20 protein-coding genes and 1 other annotated feature are annotated in these 17,077 nt (G+C 46.2%); of the genes, 3 read left to right on the forward strand and 17 right to left on the reverse strand.

Features of this window, described 5'->3' with window-relative positions:
• Positions 1-7 precede the first annotated feature (7 nt).
• On the forward strand, positions 8-229 hold the full coding sequence (gene sspI, locus KH172YL63_RS16135; RefSeq protein ID WP_173107066.1) for a small acid-soluble spore protein SspI: 222 nt from the start codon (positions 8-10) through the stop codon (positions 227-229).
• Positions 230-357: 128 nt separating this feature from the next.
• Entirely contained in the window at positions 358-900 is a 543-nt protein-coding gene (locus KH172YL63_RS16140; RefSeq protein ID WP_173107067.1) for a cysteine hydrolase family protein, read from the forward strand.
• 331 nt (positions 901-1,231) lie between these two features.
• Here the strand turns inward: KH172YL63_RS16140 and KH172YL63_RS16145 are convergent, their stop codons facing one another.
• Positions 1,232-2,317: a M42 family metallopeptidase gene (locus KH172YL63_RS16145; protein ID WP_173107068.1), complete on the reverse strand. Its 1,086-nt coding sequence runs from the start codon at positions 2,315-2,317 to the stop codon at positions 1,232-1,234.
• Positions 2,318-2,391: 74 nt separating this feature from the next.
• Entirely contained in the window at positions 2,392-2,880 is a 489-nt protein-coding gene (locus tag KH172YL63_RS16150) for a dUTP diphosphatase (RefSeq protein WP_173107069.1), read from the reverse strand.
• A 139-nt stretch (positions 2,881-3,019) separates the two neighbouring features.
• Here KH172YL63_RS16150 and KH172YL63_RS16155 point away from each other — a divergent pair, with 139 nt between their 5' ends.
• The gene (locus KH172YL63_RS16155; protein WP_173107070.1) at positions 3,020-3,406 is read left to right on the forward strand and encodes a sigma-w pathway protein ysdB; all 387 of its coding nucleotides are present in this window, start codon (positions 3,020-3,022) and stop codon (positions 3,404-3,406) included.
• A 242-nt stretch (positions 3,407-3,648) separates the two neighbouring features.
• Here the strand turns inward: KH172YL63_RS16155 and KH172YL63_RS16160 are convergent, their stop codons facing one another.
• From KH172YL63_RS16160 to ytaF, 15 genes are all read right to left on the reverse strand, one after another.
• A complete protein-coding gene (locus KH172YL63_RS16160; protein WP_173107071.1) occupies positions 3,649-4,218 on the reverse strand; it encodes a TVP38/TMEM64 family protein in 570 nt (189 codons plus the stop codon).
• 96 nt (positions 4,219-4,314) lie between these two features.
• On the reverse strand, positions 4,315-4,593 hold the full coding sequence (locus tag KH172YL63_RS16165) for a DUF1294 domain-containing protein (protein WP_173107072.1): 279 nt from the start codon (positions 4,591-4,593) through the stop codon (positions 4,315-4,317).
• Between the two features lie 85 nt (positions 4,594-4,678).
• A complete protein-coding gene (rplT, locus tag KH172YL63_RS16170) occupies positions 4,679-5,038 on the reverse strand; it encodes a 50S ribosomal protein L20 (RefSeq protein ID WP_113969573.1) in 360 nt (119 codons plus the stop codon).
• Positions 5,039-5,066: 28 nt separating this feature from the next.
• Entirely contained in the window at positions 5,067-5,267 is a 201-nt protein-coding gene (rpmI, locus tag KH172YL63_RS16175; protein WP_032087387.1) for a 50S ribosomal protein L35, read from the reverse strand.
• 23 nt (positions 5,268-5,290) lie between these two features.
• A complete protein-coding gene (gene infC / locus KH172YL63_RS16180; protein WP_173108233.1) occupies positions 5,291-5,809 on the reverse strand; it encodes a translation initiation factor IF-3 in 519 nt (172 codons plus the stop codon).
• A gap of 71 nt (positions 5,810-5,880) precedes the next feature.
• Positions 5,881-6,019 (reverse strand) — a sequence feature (ribosomal protein L20 leader region).
• Positions 6,020-6,223: 204 nt separating this feature from the next.
• Positions 6,224-8,155 (reverse strand): threonine--tRNA ligase, encoded by a 1,932-nt coding sequence (gene thrS, locus KH172YL63_RS16185; RefSeq protein WP_173107073.1) that lies wholly within the window; start codon positions 8,153-8,155, stop codon positions 6,224-6,226.
• A gap of 419 nt (positions 8,156-8,574) precedes the next feature.
• The gene (locus KH172YL63_RS16190) at positions 8,575-9,441 is read right to left on the reverse strand and encodes a putative sporulation protein YtxC (RefSeq protein ID WP_173107074.1); all 867 of its coding nucleotides are present in this window, start codon (positions 9,439-9,441) and stop codon (positions 8,575-8,577) included.
• 535 nt (positions 9,442-9,976) lie between these two features.
• On the reverse strand, positions 9,977-10,909 hold the full coding sequence (gene dnaI, locus KH172YL63_RS16195; RefSeq protein ID WP_173107075.1) for a primosomal protein DnaI: 933 nt from the start codon (positions 10,907-10,909) through the stop codon (positions 9,977-9,979).
• Positions 10,910-10,921: 12 nt separating this feature from the next.
• A complete protein-coding gene (locus KH172YL63_RS16200) occupies positions 10,922-12,307 on the reverse strand; it encodes a replication initiation and membrane attachment family protein (protein WP_173108235.1) in 1,386 nt (461 codons plus the stop codon).
• 101 nt (positions 12,308-12,408) lie between these two features.
• Positions 12,409-12,864, reverse strand: a complete 456-nt coding sequence (nrdR, locus tag KH172YL63_RS16205) for a transcriptional regulator NrdR (protein WP_173107076.1) — start codon at positions 12,862-12,864, stop codon at positions 12,409-12,411.
• A gap of 82 nt (positions 12,865-12,946) precedes the next feature.
• Positions 12,947-13,327 carry a cytosolic protein gene (locus KH172YL63_RS16210; RefSeq protein WP_173107077.1) on the reverse strand — a complete coding sequence of 127 codons (381 nt, stop codon included), beginning with the start codon at positions 13,325-13,327 and terminating at the stop codon, positions 12,947-12,949.
• 209 nt (positions 13,328-13,536) lie between these two features.
• Positions 13,537-13,917, reverse strand: coding sequence for an adenosylmethionine decarboxylase (speD, locus tag KH172YL63_RS16215; RefSeq protein WP_034756998.1), 381 nt, complete (start codon positions 13,915-13,917; stop codon positions 13,537-13,539).
• 337 nt (positions 13,918-14,254) lie between these two features.
• Positions 14,255-15,283 (reverse strand): glyceraldehyde-3-phosphate dehydrogenase, encoded by a 1,029-nt coding sequence (locus KH172YL63_RS16220; protein ID WP_173107078.1) that lies wholly within the window; start codon positions 15,281-15,283, stop codon positions 14,255-14,257.
• A gap of 517 nt (positions 15,284-15,800) precedes the next feature.
• Complete coding sequence (gene coaE, locus KH172YL63_RS16225) at positions 15,801-16,406, reverse strand: dephospho-CoA kinase (RefSeq protein WP_173107079.1); 606 nt, start codon at positions 16,404-16,406, stop codon at positions 15,801-15,803.
• Between the two features lie 21 nt (positions 16,407-16,427).
• Positions 16,428-17,060, reverse strand: a complete 633-nt coding sequence (gene ytaF, locus KH172YL63_RS16230; RefSeq protein ID WP_173107080.1) for a sporulation membrane protein YtaF — start codon at positions 17,058-17,060, stop codon at positions 16,428-16,430.
• Positions 17,061-17,077 lie beyond the last annotated feature (17 nt).

Genomic DNA, 17,077 nt, shown 5'->3' on the forward strand with positions numbered 1-17,077 from the left:
ATGTGTGATGAACCTTAACTTGCGAGCAGCAATCATACACAACGTATCTGGGAATAACCAGGATGAACTGAGAGACACCATCGTCGATGCCATCCAAGGGGGAGAAGAAAAGACCCTACCGGGACTTGGTGTTCTCCTTGAAGTCTTCTGGCAAAACGCAGATCCCGAGGAACAGCGAATGGTCCTTGAAACGTTGGAGGAATCTCTGCAGCAACAACAATCGCAATAAGGATGAGGGTGACCCGTTTATGGGTTGCCCTTGTTTATTGAAAAAAAAATTTTCTTCACGGCCGTTTGAAGATGCCTCTTTCAGTGGTAATGAACTAATACATATTTTCCGGAAGGGGCCATGCATGCATGAGTGACAAAAAAAGCGCACTGCTGATCATCGATATGATCAACACATTCGATTTCGACGGCGGTGATCAATTGTATGAAAACACATTGAAAATCGTTGGAAACATAGACAGGCTGAAGAAAAAAGCCAAGGAAGCCGGAATCCCGGTCATTTATGTGAACGACAACTACGGGCTCTGGCAGGACAATATGAATGACGTCATCGAGAAATGCAAAAAAGGAAAGGGGAAGAAAGTGATCGAAGCACTCCACCCCGACACCGATGACTACTTCATCATTAAACCGAAGCATTCATGTTTCTTCGGGACCCAGCTTGATATTCTTCTTCATCAGCTGGATGTGAACCACCTCATCCTGACAGGCATCGCCGGGGACATCTGCGTCCTTTATACGGCCAACGATGCCTACATGCGGGAATACGAATTGACGATCCCGAAGGACGGCATGGCTTCTGAAACAGGGGCAGACAACGAAAGTGCGGTCCGCATCATCCAAAAGACGATCGGCGCTGATATGGGGCCGGCGGAGGAGATTGATTTCTGATGAAGGGGGTTTGGTTCGTAAATGAAGACTTGCGCTTAAGATTCTCTGATTTTTTTACTGAAATAGAGGTATTTTATTGAGTTGCCTTCAAGTAAGATGCTCATTCACGTGCTCCGGGGCCTCGAATCAAGTGTTTGCTACCTGGACTCCCGTTATATGAGCCGGTTTCGGACTCTTATGAGCGGGTTTTCGAATTTATGAGCAGGTTTCACGATTTATGAGCCCGGATCCACATATATGAGCCGCTTCCCTTGTTTTATGATCACTTTGTCGAAAATCCTTACCCATACAAAAAGATGCCCGTCACAACACGGGCATCTTTTTTCATCTCTTAGTCAAATGTAATTCCGTCAACCGCAGTACGGTCTAGTTTCTTGATCACTTCTGTAATCAGCTTGACGGTGTTTTCGTAGTCATCACGGTGGAGCATCGCCGCATGTGAGTGGATGTAGCGGGTCGCGATCGTGATGGATAATGCAGGCACGCCGTTTGCGGTGATATGGATCGCACCTGAATCCGTGCCTCCGCCTGGAAGTGCATCGAATTGGTATGGGATGTTCAATTCGTCAGCCGTATCTGTGACGAAGTCCCGCAGGCCTTTGTGGGACACCATGGATGCATCATACAGAATGATCTGCGGGCCGTCTCCCATTTTGCTTGAGGAATCTTTATCCGAAATACCCGGCGTATCCCCTGCGATGCCGACGTCTACTGCGAAGGCGATGTCAGGCTGTATTTTGGCCGCTGCCGTTCTTGCACCGCGGAGGCCGACTTCTTCCTGCACCGTGCCGACGCCGTACACGACGTTCGGATGCTTCTCGTTTTGAAGATGCTTCAAGACGTCGATTGCAATCGCGCAGCCGATCCGGTTATCCCATGCTTTGGCAAGGAGCATCTTTTCGTTATTCATGACCGTGAATTCAAAGTGAGGGACGACCATGTCGCCAGGCTTCACGCCCCACTCCTTCACTTCCTCACGGCTGGATGCACCGATGTCGATGAACATATCCTTGATCTCAACAGCCTTTTTCCGTGCTTCAGGAGATAGGATGTGCGGCGGCTTGGAGCCGATCACACCGGTGACGTCCCCTTTGCTTGTCACGATTGTCACACGCTGGGCAAGCATAACCTGTGACCACCAGCCGCCGACGGTTTGAAAGCGGAGGAATCCTTTGCTGTCGACCTTGGTGACCATGAAGCCGACTTCATCCAGATGGCCCGCAACCATGATTTTCGGTCCCTGCTCATCCCCGACCTTCTTCGCGATCAAGCTTCCAAGATTGTCGGTCAGCATCTCATCTGCGTACGGTTCTATGTATTTTTTCATGACGTTCCGGACTTCCCGCTCATTACCGGGAACCCCTTTGGCATCGGTCAAATCCTTGAGCATCGTCAACGTTTGATCTAATTCTGTCATTATTTCGCCTCCCTAAATGTTGTTGCTTCTTCATTATACTAAAATGTGAGCTTTTCTTCAAAAGCTCCTACCTATTAATATCCTTCTTTTTGGCGATTATAATTCACTTCATTTTTCTTGACATATGCTTCGAACACATCTTCATGTGAGAATCCGAGGAGTTCGCCGAGATAAACGTATTGCCTGAACAACTGCTGGAAGTGTTCCACAGATCGTTCTTCGGCAAAGTGATTCACTTCTTTAAACACTTCCAAGAATTGCTTCGACAGGTCTTCGTTCGTGTAATTGGTATCGCCGAGATCAAATTGCATGATGCCGATTTCAATCCCGAGTGACAGGATGAAGTGGATGCCGTCAACAAACTCCTCAAGAATCACATCATCTGCTGAAGACGCCTTCTTGCTCCAGAACTTAAAGCTGCGGGTTTCATTGGCAAGCTCCCCGATTTCCACAAGCAGCGCAAGCACCTTCTTCTCGACTAAATCTTCCTCTTCCAATCCGTGTTCCTTTTCAATATGCTCATCAAGTTTTTTCTGCATGTCCAACAGCTTTTCAATATTCATTCATTCTCTCCCCTTCGCATGTCTATGGTTGCTCTCCTCTAGTATGACAAAAAACAAAACAAATTTTAAATAAAATGAAACCTATATTCACTTCAATCGTAAATATAGGGGAAGAAATATGCCTACGGAGGTAATGGTTATGCTTTGGCTTATTCGATTAGTGATTTTTTTCCTCATCCTTTATCTTTTATACCGCAGTGTGAAATACATCATGAATCCAAAGCGAAAACTCGAACTTGCACAGGAACAGAAACGTTTCTATTTTCTAGATGATCAGGATAATGTACGGAAGAATTTCCATGTGACGTATAAAGGTGTGTTGTTTGAAGGTGAAAAATATCTCGGCTCAACCGAAACATCCTTTGAGGTCGTATCGATCTTTGTATGGACGAAGAATATTGCTTCTTTAAAAGGGCTCACGAAGGATGACTTTGAATATTTGCAGCAGGAAATCAAAGAGCGCTATCCAAACGCCAAGCTGGACTGGAAGAGCCCGGTTCATGAGTTTTTGAGGGAGCGGCAGTGAGGGTTGTTGGTTTCGCCGTTAAAATCGGGATTTCGCCGTTATTTTCAGGATTTCGCCGTTAAAATGAAAATTTCGCCGTTATATCGAGAATTTCGCCGTTAAATGAATATTTTCGCCGTTATCCCCCTTACAGGACACCTAATCAGGAGTCTGGAAGGGGGTAATTTTTTGTGCAACAAAAAAATGACTGGTTGAACCAGCCATTTTTATGCTACCGCATGATTTTATCAGAAGAAAATCATTCACTTCCCCGGAAAAAACTCCCGCCACTCAATCACCCGTACTTTCTCCCTCAACAGGTAAAAGAGCACGATAAGTCCGAGCAGGATCATGGCAAGGATGGGCGGGGAGAATTGTTTGATGTATTGGCCGAAGACGGTGTAAAAGAACGCCAGGGGGATGTTGGACAGGACAGAGGCGCGGATGAAGGGTTTGAGCTCCTTCTTCCGTTCGAGCAGGCACAGGTTGAGCAGTTGATAGTGGACGAAAGGGATCAGTCTGAGCACCGCAATTTGTCCGGTGGTCAAGGTGGCATTCCGTCCGAACCATCTTTCCTTCAGTCTGAGGAGCTTCTCATAAAAGGCGGTGAAGCTTTTGATGACAAAGTAAAATGTGACAGATAAGAGCGTTAAACCGACCAGGGAATACAGGGTGCCGAGGATACTGCCGAACAGCACCCCTCCCGCCATGCATACAAGGGCGACGGGGATGAACAGGAACTGCCTGAGGATATGAAAGAGGATAAACAGGACCGGAGCCAGGTATCCGCTTGCTTCCATGAAGGCGAATGCAGCAACCAAACGTTCGTCCATGGCTTATCCGACCTCCTTCTGCTTCACTAAGCTGTAAATGTGCGTTCTTTACATAGTATGTAGATAGATCGGGTTAAAGAATGGAAACTTGACTTTCTACAGCTGAGCGTTCAGCCAGATGAAGAACAGGCAATGGAGCATGACGAGGAGCGGGAAACCCAGGGCGAATTGTTTGTGCTTTGTTTTATGTCTGTATACTTTCATGCCGAGATAGGCACCGACACTTCCGCCGAGGATCGCGACCTGCCAGAGCACCCGCTCACTGATCCTGTATTGATGACGTTCTGCTTTTCTTTTGTCACGCCCCATCATGATGAAGGCGATGAAGTTGATGATGATGGCATAAAGATAGAGAATGCCTGTTAGTGAGTCCATGAATGCTACCTTCTTTCCGTTTTGATATGAAGAAAGGACCGGCCAGGGGCCGGTCCTTATTGTCTGCTGACGGGTCAGCAGTTAATTATTTGTTTAGTTGAGCTTTAGCAGCGTCAGCTAATTGGTTGAATGCTTTTTCGTCAGCAATCGCAAGCTCAGCAAGCATTTTGCGGTTTACTTCGATACCAGCAAGCTTTAATCCGTGCATTAAACGGCTGTAAGAAAGACCGTTCATACGTGCAGCCGCATTGATACGTGTGATCCATAGTTTACGGAAATCACGTTTCTTTTGGCGACGATCACGATAAGCATACATGTATGATTTCATGACTTGTTGATTTGCTACTTTATATAAAGTATGTTTTGAACCGAAATAACCTTTGGCTAACTTAAGAACTTTTTTACGACGTCTGCGTGTTACTGTTCCGCCTTTTACGCGTGGCATAATAATTCCCTCCTGTTTCTATTACTTCTTATTTTAGGTTGTCAAGCATATGACGAATGCGTTTGAAATCTCCTTTAGAGACAACAGCCGCTTTACGTAGCTTACGTTTTGCTTTAGTAGATTTGTTTGCGAATAAGTGGCTTGTGTAAGCGTGTGAACGTTTAAGTTTACCAGAACCTGTTTTCTTGAAACGCTTAGCTGAGCCGCGGTGAGTTTTCATTTTTGGCATGTGCTTTTCCTCCTCGGGTCCTCTTATTTTTCGTTAACTGGTGCAAGCACCAAGAACATACTGCGACCATCCATTTTAGGCTTTGATTCAACGGTTGCTACATCTTTGCATTCATCACTGAAGCGATCCAGAACGCGTTGACCAATTTCTTTGTGCGTGATCGCACGGCCTTTAAATCGGATTGACGCTTTAACTTTGTCTCCTTTTTCAAGGAACTTACGAGCGTTGCGAAGCTTGGTGTTGAAATCATGCTCATCGATCGTAGGGCTTAGACGCACCTCTTTAAGATTGATGATCTTCTGATTCTTACGTGCTTCTTTCTCTTTCTTCTGTTGCTCAAACTTAAACTTACCGTAGTCCATGATACGAGCAACAGGTGGTTTTGCAGCTGGTGCAACAAGAACAAGATCAAGGTTTACACGTTCAGCAATTTCAAGAGCTTCGTTCTTGGATTTGATTCCAAGTTGCTCACCGTTTTGATCGATAAGACGTACTTCACGGGCACGAATCGTTTCGTTTAAGATCATGTCTTTGCTAATAATTAGCCACCTCCAAGGTTTATTAAAAGAATACACGGCTTTGGTCGAGCACCCACATGTTTTTTGTACTTAGCGCACAAAAAAAGATGCGAGTGTCGAAACACCCGCACCTGATTATTAAGCATATATATAGGCTTTAATAGTCAATCACATACCTGCCAACAGCATAAATGCGTCATTCAGGTGAGAAGCGGGTAGCTTCTGCTTGTACCAAACTGTATTCAATTCACCTTAGATACTATATCACATGACAAAACCGCTGTCAAATAATCATTTAATATCACAACGTATTTCATAATATCAGACATCTCAGGTAAGTGCAACAGTTTTTTTGAAATTAATATAAGAGGGACGGACCTCAAAGACACGCTCTTTGTTCAGTACAATGGGCATGTGGAGGTCCGTCCCTCTTCTTTTTTAGCGGTTCGCTTCTTTTGTGATGTGGGCGATGAATGCGTCAAGGGAGATTGTTTCTGATTTTTGTTCGCCGTATTTGCGTACGTTTACAGCAGTTTCCTTGATTTCATTGTCACCTACAACAAGCATATAAGGTACTTTGCTCATTTGTGATTCGCGGATCTTATAACCGATCTTTTCATTTCGGTCATCGATCTCAACACGGAGTCCTTCTGCTTGAAGCTTCTCTTTCACTTCTTTCGCATAGTCGAAGTGGACATCCGGTGATACAGGGATCACTTGAACCTGTGTCGGAGCGAGCCATGTCGGGAATGCACCTTTGTATTCTTCGATCAGGAATGCCACGAAGCGTTCCATTGTAGACACGACACCGCGATGGATGACGACCGGACGGTGCTGCTTCCCGTCTTCCCCTACATATGTTAAGTCAAAGCGCTCTGGTAGCAGGAAGTCAAGCTGTACAGTTGACAGTGTTTCTTCCTTGCCAAGTGCCGTTTTCACCTGAACGTCCAGTTTAGGGCCGTAGAATGCCGCTTCCCCTTCTGCTTCGAAGTACTCGACATCAAGCTCGTCCATCGCTTCTTTGATCATGCCTTGGGCACGGTTCCACATGTCATCGTCGTCGAAATATTTCTCCGTATCGGCCGGATCACGGTAAGACAGGCGGAAAGAATAGTCATTCAGGTCAAAGTCTTTGTACACTTCCTGCACAAGACGGACGACGCGCTTGAATTCTTCCTTGATTTGGTCAGGACGGACGAAGATATGTGCATCATTCAACGTCATTCCCCGGACACGCTGCAGTCCGGACAGTGCACCGGACAGCTCGTAACGGTGCATCATGCCAAGCTCGGCGATGCGGATCGGAAGCTCACGGTAGCTGTGGATGCCGTTTTTATAAATCATCATATGATGCGGGCAGTTCATCGGGCGAAGGACAAGGTCTTCATTGTCCATTTCCATGACAGGGAACATATTGTCCTGATAGTGATCCCAGTGACCGCTTGTTTTGTACAGCTCAACGCTTCCCATCACCGGCGTGTAGACGTGGTCATAGCCAAGACGTTCTTCTTTGTCCACGATGTAACGCTCAATGATGCGGCGGATCGTCGCACCTTTAGGAAGCCACATTGGCAGACCTTGTCCAACTTTTTGCGAGTTCATGAACAGGTTCAATTCTTTCCCAATCTTACGGTGATCACGCTCTTTCGCTTCTTCTAAAAGACGAAGATGCTCTTCCAGGTCTTCTTTCTTGAAGAAGGCCGTACCGTAAATCCGTTGAAGCATTTTATTATCGCTGTTTCCGCGCCAGTATGCACCGGCGATGCTTAACAGCTTGAATTCTTTGATCTTATTTGTTGAAGGGATATGAACACCGCGGCAAAGATCGAAGAACTCACCTTGCTCATAGATGGAAACCTGTTCCCCTGCCGGGATCGCTTCAAGCAGCTCAAGCTTGTACTCGTCACCGATCTCCTCGTACATTTTCTGAGCTTCATCACGGCTCACTTCTTTACGGATCACTTCCAGATTTTCACCTGTGATCTTCTTCATTTCCTTCTCGATCAACGGAAGATCTTCCGGTGTGAACGTGTGCTCAGAATCGATATCGTAGTAGAATCCGCCTTCGATGACCGGGCCGATGCCAAGCTTCGTTTCCGGATACAGGCGTTTGATCGCCTGTGCCATCAAGTGGGCAGAGCTGTGGCGAAGGATTTCAAGTGCATCTTCTGAAGGTGGCGTCACGATTTCAATCGCGCCATCTTCCTGGATACCTGTGCGTAAATCGATCAATTCTCCGTTGATTTTTCCTGCAAGGGCCTTCTTCTTCAGCCCCGGACTGATTGATGCAGCAATTTCTTCAGTTGTTGTCCCTTTAGGGAATTCTTTCACATTCCCATCAGGGAACTGCATTTTCACTATTTCTGACATGTGTTTCACTCCTTATATGATCTACATCGTTCCTACGTTCCTCTCAATCATGAGGAGGGCCTCAGGCACAACAAAAAACCCCGCCCCTTCACGATTGAAGGGACGAGGTTAGTACATAATCTCGTGGTTCCACCCAACTTCTCATCGCCCGCTTATGGACAATGACTTCATTGAAAACGAATAACGACATTTAGCCGTCAATCATTACTGTGGATCCTGACCGGAACCGGTTCACGATTGAAGTTCAGAGGTGGTAAATATCACTAACGTATTAGGAAGCTTGCAGCCTTTGGCTCCCCTCTCTGTGAATGGAATAGGAATATTGTTGTCCTCATCATAACCTGTGTGTATTGACTTATTATGTAGGTATTATAATCGGTTATGTGCCGAAAAGCAAGGGCTTCCGCTAAACTGATTTCTTATTCATTTGCCAGGTCCCAAGTGGGGTAAAGAAGGGTGTCAGGAAAATAATGCTGCGGCAACAGATCGATCCGCTCTTCAAAAATATTCTGCATCGTCCTGATCAATGGCTGTTCCAAATTCCCGTAAACAAAGATTTTCTCAGGCGCAAGTGATAACAACGGAGCGATTGTGTATGAATCCACGTACAGAGGGTGGTTCGTCAGCAGCCGCTTATCAATCACCTTCGAAAGCTCCCGCCTCGTCACTTCTTTCATGTCTTCGTCAAAAAAACGGAACCCATCCCCTGTTGCATACAGGTGGATCGCCTTCATCTTCTGTTCCCTCGAAGCGAGATATTCCCTCAGCATATGAATGAACATTTGATATTCCTGCTCCATTTTGTATTCATCGATGGCAAGGTCGACAATCTGGAGAAGCCTTTCCTGAAGCTCCTTCAGCCTGAACTTGCTGAATGAATCAAATGAAATCGGCCCTTTCCCCTCCAGTATCATCTCGAGGCTCGTGCGGACATACCCGTCCTCGTCCCATTCAGACAAGAGCTCCATCAGCTCCGGCCGTTCCCCCATCCTCATTTCTGAAATGATTTCCAGTATATGATTGATTTCATGGGCGTCTTCATAGTAATACTGATCCTGAAGGATGCACGCACACCAGTCCAGGCATTTATCCTGAATGACGAATCGGGAAACGCCTTTGAATAGTTTTTCTTTATCCTGAAAAAAAGGAGAAATGTCGATCGTCAGATGAAAATGCGCTTTATGTTGAAATAGCGTTTCATGAAACCATGATTGGATGAATTCTTTATTGAGGTATTGTTGGAGCTTTAGTGCGTCGCTCTTTTGCTTAAAAATGAATTCAATCAAACTTTCCCGCCTCCTTAAACCCAAATCCCTGATTTATATATATGGGAGGCTTGTATGAATTAGAAGTTTCTGGGGGAAATTTATTGGATGGAAGCCTGGAAATGCAGTTCCGCTTTCTATTTACTAATAGCATGTGGTGATTTCCGCTGCAGGGGCTCGCTTTCCGCGGGGTGGGCGGTGAGCCTCCTCAGCTGCGCTTCCGGGGTCTCACCTGTCCAGCTCCGGCGGCTAGCCCCTCGAGGTCATAAGCTAAATGGTCCAAGAAGGCAAAGACCGCCTTCTTAGGCCCATTCATCTTATGTTTGTCGGGGCTGAACAAGCCGCCTCCGCCTTTCTTTCTGTCCCACTATCCCGCAGGAGTCGAGCCCCTTCCGCTCCAATCTATTAAGCATATTATTCTAAAAACATGAACCCAAAACCATAAAACACACGACCATTGCTTTCATACTGCCCATTCATTTTTTTCATTCTTCTTTCTCCAACCAATGGACCCAAAAAAGAGAGGATCCCCCCTCAGGGATTTCCTCTCTTTTCGCTATTCTCTCCGGTTCCGGCCGTCGATGTGGACGGGTTGGGAGAGGTATTTGATGCGCTCCATGATGCGGGCGGCTTTTAGTTTTTCTTCTTCGCCCCTTTGACTGTATGTCAGGTGATGGGTGAGTTCGTTGAAGTTGAAGTTGGACGTGAAGAAGGTCGGCAAGTTCTCGAGCATGCGGTACTGGAGGATGGTGCCGAGGATTTCATCCCTTCCCCAGCTGGACATCGTTTCTGCGCCGATGTCATCGAGCATGAGGATCGATGCGGTTTTCACCATTTCCAGTTTCTCGTTGATCGAGTTGTCGCCGAGTGATTGCTTGATTTCCCGGAAGAACTCGGGAACGTACACAATCAGGGAAGCGATCTTCTTCTCGGCCAGTTCGTTTGCCATCGCGCCTAATAAGTAGGATTTGCCGACTCCGAACTTGCCGTAAAAGTACAAGCCTTTCATTTTCGTCCCTTCAGAATAGGTTTCTACGAAATTCTTCGCCAGGCGGACCGCTTCCAGCCGGCTCTTAGTATCGAGCTCAAGGGTCTGGAAGGATGCCTGCAGGATATCTTTCGGCACGTACAGGCTTTTGATGAGACGCTGGGAGCTTGTCCGCTCGTCATGTATGACTTTGCGGGGACAGCGGTGATACTCGATGTCGATCGTATCCCCCCTGATGACGAGATGAGGGTCGTAGCCTTCCATCATGTTTTTACATTCCTGCAGAGAAGGACAATACCTGCACTCTTTGCTTTGAGAGATGTATTCATACAGCTTCATGAGGCTGTTGTTGACCATCTCTGCCGTCACCAGGCCTTCGTTCTTTCGGATAAAGTCCTTTACATCATTGTTTTCAAGGATCTCTTTTTTCATTTGTTCATATCTTTGTTGAAACGAACCAGAAGTCGCCAACCGTTTCAGGGTGTTGTTTATGTTCTCCACCGTTCTGTTCACCTACTTCCGAAAATTTTTGAGTTCTTCTTCGAGCTTCTTCTTTTCTGCTTCAAAATCGTAATCTTCTGCCGGGGATTCGGATTCTTTCGCCGTGTCTTCTTCCTTGAACCATTCAGGAAGCTTTTCGGTCCGGATCGGTTTTCGCCGCTTGGTCGATTTCGATTCCTTCTTCCCTTCGGCCCATTCGAGATACTGCTTGTGCTCCTTTTTCGCCAGGTCCATTGCTTCACTTGCAGTCGTCACTTTTTTCCTTGACCAGTGGGATGCGATTTTTTCCATATATCCTTTGGTGAGCTTCATATCGGTCTTCAGCAATACATACTGCACCAGGACATTCATGACCCCGATCGGAAGCTTTTGTGACATGAGCACTTCTTCGACAGCCTGTAGATCCGCCTTCGAAGGGGAACCGCCGTTTGAAATGTCTGAGAGCACATCTTTCGGTGATGTCGTTTCCAGGTATTCGATCAGCTCCTCTTCCTTTGAAAGGGGCTTGTCGGATTTCACCGGTGCCTTCACTTCGGTTCTTGTCGTCAAATCGGGCAATTGATCTCCGGACTTCAATCCGTACCAGTCACGGGCTGTTTTCCTCAGCAATTCTATGTTGATCGTATCATCGGCATCCAGGGAGCTTAAGACGATGTTTTTCATCTGCAGGGGATCGATGCCGTACAAATAACTCAGCTTCAACACCGTATCCTTCACATTTGCCGTGAACGCACGCCTTGGCACCATTGATTCAGACAGTCCTGAAAGTAGCAGCTGAAAATCGAAATCCACTTCATCGAGTGAAAGGCCTTCGTTCCTGCCATATTTCATATATTGTTCACCGGATGCCGCCTGTGAATCCACGTTGGCGTCATGGTGAAGAAAATTGATCGGTTCCGACGTAAAGACATCCTGAAACGATCGGGTGATATTCGTATACGACCCTTTTTCAACCGAGACATCTGTGAAGAATTTCTTCAACCGTAAATAATGGGTCCGTCCGATCTTACGGTACAAATAAACATTCAACATGCCGTCGTGAAAAAACTCCTCCGGTGACAAAGGGGGCTGCAATTCATAAAGGAAGCTCCGGTCGTCACCATCCTTCTTTTCATACACCTTCAAAAGCCCGATGCCTTCAAGCTTCATTCTTGCCTCATATACATCCTGCAGATTCACAGACAGCACATTCATCAAATGATAGTGGGTGGAATCGGTCGACCACAGGCGGTTCTCTTCCACTTCCCCCCATAAACTCATATAGAGGCTGTAGCAAACAGATCCGATCAAAGGCTGGTATAAAAATGTAATGATTTTCCGGTCATATTCCTGAAGCATCCCATTGGTCCCTACCGTGTAGTGATCGATTGGCTGTATTTCATTCCAATGCTTCTTCATCATAGTTAGATTCTACCTTTCATAAAAACTCACGAGGTCAACGCCCCGAAGTACCAGTCAAAGAGAAAAGAGCCAAAGAAATCCATCTTCAGCTCATTCTTCTACTCTTTTTTAATTAATTCCTTTAATTCGTCTATGAACACATTAATATCTTTAAATTGACGATAGACTGATGCAAAACGGACATAAGCCACTTCATCCACTTTCGCAAGGTGATCCATGACCATCTCGCCGATCTTCACAGATTCCACTTCGGATGCACCTTGATTCCGAAGGTCTTTTTCAATATCCGTTGAGATCTTCTCTAATCTCTCAAGGGGAACAGGACGCTTCTCGCACGCCTTGATCAATCCCCTCAATATCTTCTCTCGACTAAACTCTTCTCTTACCCCTTCTTTTTTCACCACAATCAGAGGAAGCTCTTCCACCTTCTCGAAAGTCGTGAAGCGGAACGTGCACACTTCACACTCTCTCCTTCTCCTGATTGAACGTCCTTCATCAGCAGGACGGGAGTCTACAACTCGTGTACCATTATGCTGGCAAGACGGGCATTTCATAATATCAGCTCCGTTATTACATACTATTACCTTCATCATATAAAAAAGCCGGGTCATACACAAGCGTATAAAGGATTTACCGTTATTTCACTTTATTCAGCTCACTGTCGAGCCTCTGATAATAGTGGTTGATTTGTGCCTTCAACACGGTATATGTACCGAAGATCTTCCCTTTATCCGCACTGACCTTGAAGTCGATTGCCGTTTCGAACGGCCGGACGGTGATGACCGTTGCGACGATGAACAGCTGTGGCATCCCGTTTTTCCTCACGGTGATCTCCCCTCTGTCCTTCGACTGGGAAATCACTTCATACTCTGATGAAGAAAACAGTTCTAATACTGCATTAAATGCACCTTGATGCATCGCTTTATAATAGTGGGTTTGTAATTCTTTATCATCATGCGCATCAGACGTCTCGCACTCTGACTGAAATCGTTTCAACAGGGTCTTTAATCCGCTCATATGAAGTTCCTCCCTTTATTTACCCTTATTTTACACGAAAATAGAGGGATTGGAAAATAGGAAAAGAGCGGCGGGCGGGGATGATGGCAGGATTCTTGTGAAAAGTGGCTGGTTTGTTAGGAGTGAGTGCTGGTTGATTTCCGGCATCCAAACCAACAACACAAAAAAAGAGATGCATAATTCACGCATCTCTTTCGGGTTATAATCGATTAAAGGGCTTGAGCCTGAGACTTTTTCACTTGTACTGGACCCATACCACGTGGCAATTCAATTGTTTCGCGAGTGTCCGCACCTAGCGCGTCTGCAATATATTCAGCAGCGATATTAGGATCTAAATCACCGCAAGTATATACATCAATGCTGGCATAACCGTGTTCAGGAAAACTGTGGATGGTTAAGTGTGATTCAGAAATGATCACGACTCCACTTACACCTTGAGGCGCAAATTTGTGGAATGCCACCTCACGCACTTCCGCACCTGACTTAAGCGCAGCATCTACGAATGTTTTCTCAATACCTACTACATCGTTTAATTTTTCAAAATCGCAACCCCATAATTCTGAGATTACATGGCGACCCATTGTTTCCATTTCGTATTTCCCCCTTTGACATGATTTTTTTCGTCAAAATGAACGCATCCTTTGGCAAAATCTTAATTACCACGGGGGAAAGTTAGTCCGAAGAGGTCCTAACCCTTTAAGTAATTAAATCAGTATTCATTTGCTAATAAGAAGTTCACGAAAAATAGTATACTTTGTTTAAATCTCTTTTGCAATAAATTTCTTTAAACTTTTTTAAATGGGCATTCCGGCCGTTGACGAAAGGGGATTCAGCCGCTTTCAGCCATGATTTTCCGAAAAAAAAGAAAAAGGACGCGTCACGGTCGACGCGCCCTAAAAGCATAGCTTATCGTTTATGTTGATTCTTTCAAACGTTCACTTCTTGTTTTGCGCTCATTTTGGATGCCACGAATTTAGCCAGGTCGACGACGCGGCAGGAGTAGCCCCACTCGTTATCGTACCATGCGAGCACTTTCACTTTCCGGCTGCCCATGACCATTGTGGACAGGCCGTCGATGATCGCTGAATGAGGATTCGTATTGAAGTCGATTGATACCAATGGTTCCGTCGTGAATTGAAGGATGCCGTCCAAAGAGCCGATCGATGCCGTGATGAAGGCATCATTGATTTCGTCCACGGTGACGTCCCTTTTCACATCAACAACAAGGTCGACAAGGGATACGTTCGGCGTCGGGACACGGAGTGCCATGCCGTGCAGCTTTCCGCTTAACTGAGGTAGCACCAATGACAGCGCTTTCGCGGCACCCGTCGTTGTCGGGATGATGGACTGTCCGCATGCTCTTGCCCGGCGCAGGTCTTTATGCGGGTTATCGATATTTTTCTGATCATTTGTGTATGCATGGACCGTCGTCATCAGACCGTTCTCGATCCCGAACTGCTCATCGAGGACCTTTGCAACCGGAGCCAGGCAGTTCGTCGTGCATGATGCATTTGAAATAACACTATGTTCTTCTATATTTAATGCGCTTTCATTTACGCCCATCACAATCGTGATATCTTCATTTTTACCAGGGGCCGTCAAAATGACTTTCTTGGCGCCGGCTTCAAGGTGAAGGCTTGCTTTATCCTTTGAATTGAATTTCCCTGTCGCTTCGATCACGATATCAATGTTCAATTCACTCCAAGGCAATGCTTTCGGATCACGGTTGCTCAACAGCATGACACGTTTGCCGTTTACGATGATGGCATTGTCCTCTGCCACTACTTCCGCCTGGAATGTGCCGTGATTTGTGTCATACTTTATTAAATGGGCTAACGTTTCAGCCGGGTAGCTCGCGTTGATGGCTACAACCTCTAAGTTATCATCTGTAATCGCTTTTCTGAAAACCATTCTCCCAATACGCCCAAAACCATTGATTGCAATTTTCGCCTTCATAAATCCGGCTCCCCTCTATATTAATGTTATACTTATATGATTGATTTCTAAAATTAGTATAACATATTGAGAGAATTAGTTAATAAGTATTTTGCTGATATTAAATGTTTTATTATTCTGACAAATGTACTTATTGAATGTATATTGTGTTGCTTTGCATTCATACATGATTTCGCGGTCAAGAGCCTGGTCTATTATGGGTGACTTCATTTTTAAAAACCAACATCATAGATATTGGCGATTTCCGCTGCAGGTGCTCGCTTTCCGCGGGGCGTGAGTTGAGCCTCCTCAGGCTTCGCCTTGTGGGGTCTCAACTTTCACGCGTTTCCCGCAGGAGTCGAGCACCTTCCGCTTCAATCAAATGAGCATGTTTTTCCAAAAAAACATGTAAACCGAGACCTACATCTTCAAATCCCCAACACATATCATTCTCCGAAGTTAAACCATTTTTTTGTGCAAGAATTTCAATCAGACACAAAAAAACCGACAAGGGCTTCCTTGTCGGTCATTTCTCTTGCTAGGGTTTCAAGTCCCATTCTACTATTAGCGCTTCAAGCTGTTCCTTGGTGTCATGCAGTGAGCCGTTGTTGTCGATGACTGCGTCGGCAAGGTTGACTTTTTCTTTCAGCGGGAATTGTGACGCGATGCGTGCTGATGCGTCTTCTTTGCTGAAGTGGTTCCGCTCCATGAGGCGGGCGAGCTGGGTTTCTTCGTTGACGTATACGACGAGGGTCCGCTCGACCATCCATGTGAGTTCACTTTCAAACAGAAGCGGGATGTCCATGAAGATCGTTTGTTTGCCTGCAGCGACGGCTTCGTCTTTGTGCTGGAGCATCATCTGCCTCACTGCGGGGTGGACGATGCCGTTCAGCACTTTTCTTTTTTCTTCTGAGTTGAAAATGATCTGCCCGAGCTTTTCCCGGTTGATCGTGGAATCGTTGGGATGGAGGATGCCGTCGCCGAATTCCTCCACGATTGCCAGATAGGCAGGCTGGTCGACTTCGACCACCATGCGGGCAGCGAGATCAGCGTCGATGATCGTGTATCCTTTTTCATTGAGCATGGCGGAAACGGTGCTCTTGCCGCTTGCGATTCCGCCGGTTAATCCGATGATTCTTGCCATTGTCCCATCCTTTCCGGCACATTAAAATCGCAGGATCCCGATGAGGATGAGCAGGACGCCCGGGAGGAATGATACGCGGTGGATCCACCGCAGATGGGAAAAGAATTCCCCCAGCTTGAGTCCCGAGAATAAGAACGTAAAGCTCATCACCAGGATCGCTGACGTAAGTAATATAGGTGAAAAATGTAAGAGTGCTGCGCCAATTCCTGCCCCGAATGCATCCAGTGATAAGGCGATCCCGAGCATGAATGCCTCGATCCCGGTGATCGTACCTGATTTATCAAAGTCTGCGGTGAGGGGCTTTCTTAATATTTGAATCACTAAACCGATCGATTTAATTTCAAAGTTGATCAACGTTTTTTCATGTGACAGGACAGTTTCCTTTTCCGGTCTGAAAAACTGGTAAAGGACGGCTGCCCCGATCACGACGAGAATCAGGCCGCCGATTCTGCCGGCCCATACCGGATCGATGATGGAGCCGAGGGTCCGGCCGAGCAGCATGGCCAGTAATAGGGAGCTTGCAGAACAAACCGATATGATGCTGATTGATTTTGCATGTATTTTCACTTTACGTAATCCGTAGGTCAATCCGGTGCTGAAACTATCGAGACTAACAGCAAATGCCAGCAGTAATAAGGAGATTGTTTCACTCATCTAATAGCCCTCCCAGA

The organism is Bacillus sp. KH172YL63 (assembly GCF_011398925.1).
GTDB lineage: Bacteria > Bacillota > Bacilli > Bacillales > Bacillaceae_B > Rossellomorea.

Coding starts and splice junctions, on each gene's coding strand:
- sspI (WP_173107066.1), top strand. CDS start 8: ATGAACCTTAACTTGCGAGCAGCAATCATACACAACGTATCTGGGAAT.
- KH172YL63_RS16140 (WP_173107067.1), top strand. CDS start 358: ATGAGTGACAAAAAAAGCGCACTGCTGATCATCGATATGATCAACACA.
- KH172YL63_RS16145 (WP_173107068.1), bottom strand. CDS start 2,317: ATGACAGAATTAGATCAAACGTTGACGATGCTCAAGGATTTGACCGAT.
- KH172YL63_RS16150 (WP_173107069.1), bottom strand. CDS start 2,880: ATGAATATTGAAAAGCTGTTGGACATGCAGAAAAAACTTGATGAGCAT.
- KH172YL63_RS16155 (WP_173107070.1), top strand. CDS start 3,020: ATGCTTTGGCTTATTCGATTAGTGATTTTTTTCCTCATCCTTTATCTT.
- KH172YL63_RS16160 (WP_173107071.1), bottom strand. CDS start 4,218: ATGGACGAACGTTTGGTTGCTGCATTCGCCTTCATGGAAGCAAGCGGA.
- KH172YL63_RS16165 (WP_173107072.1), bottom strand. CDS start 4,593: ATGGACTCACTAACAGGCATTCTCTATCTTTATGCCATCATCATCAAC.
- rplT (WP_113969573.1), bottom strand. CDS start 5,038: ATGCCACGCGTAAAAGGCGGAACAGTAACACGCAGACGTCGTAAAAAA.
- rpmI (WP_032087387.1), bottom strand. CDS start 5,267: ATGCCAAAAATGAAAACTCACCGCGGCTCAGCTAAGCGTTTCAAGAAA.
- thrS (WP_173107073.1), bottom strand. CDS start 8,155: ATGTCAGAAATAGTGAAAATGCAGTTCCCTGATGGGAATGTGAAAGAA.
- KH172YL63_RS16200 (WP_173108235.1), bottom strand. CDS start 12,307: ATGAAGAAGCATTGGAATGAAATACAGCCAATCGATCACTACACGGTA.
- nrdR (WP_173107076.1), bottom strand. CDS start 12,864: ATGAAATGCCCGTCTTGCCAGCATAATGGTACACGAGTTGTAGACTCC.
- KH172YL63_RS16210 (WP_173107077.1), bottom strand. CDS start 13,327: ATGAGCGGATTAAAGACCCTGTTGAAACGATTTCAGTCAGAGTGCGAG.
- speD (WP_034756998.1), bottom strand. CDS start 13,917: ATGGAAACAATGGGTCGCCATGTAATCTCAGAATTATGGGGTTGCGAT.
- KH172YL63_RS16220 (WP_173107078.1), bottom strand. CDS start 15,283: ATGAAGGCGAAAATTGCAATCAATGGTTTTGGGCGTATTGGGAGAATG.
- coaE (WP_173107079.1), bottom strand. CDS start 16,406: ATGGCAAGAATCATCGGATTAACCGGCGGAATCGCAAGCGGCAAGAGC.
- ytaF (WP_173107080.1), bottom strand. CDS start 17,060: ATGAGTGAAACAATCTCCTTATTACTGCTGGCATTTGCTGTTAGTCTC.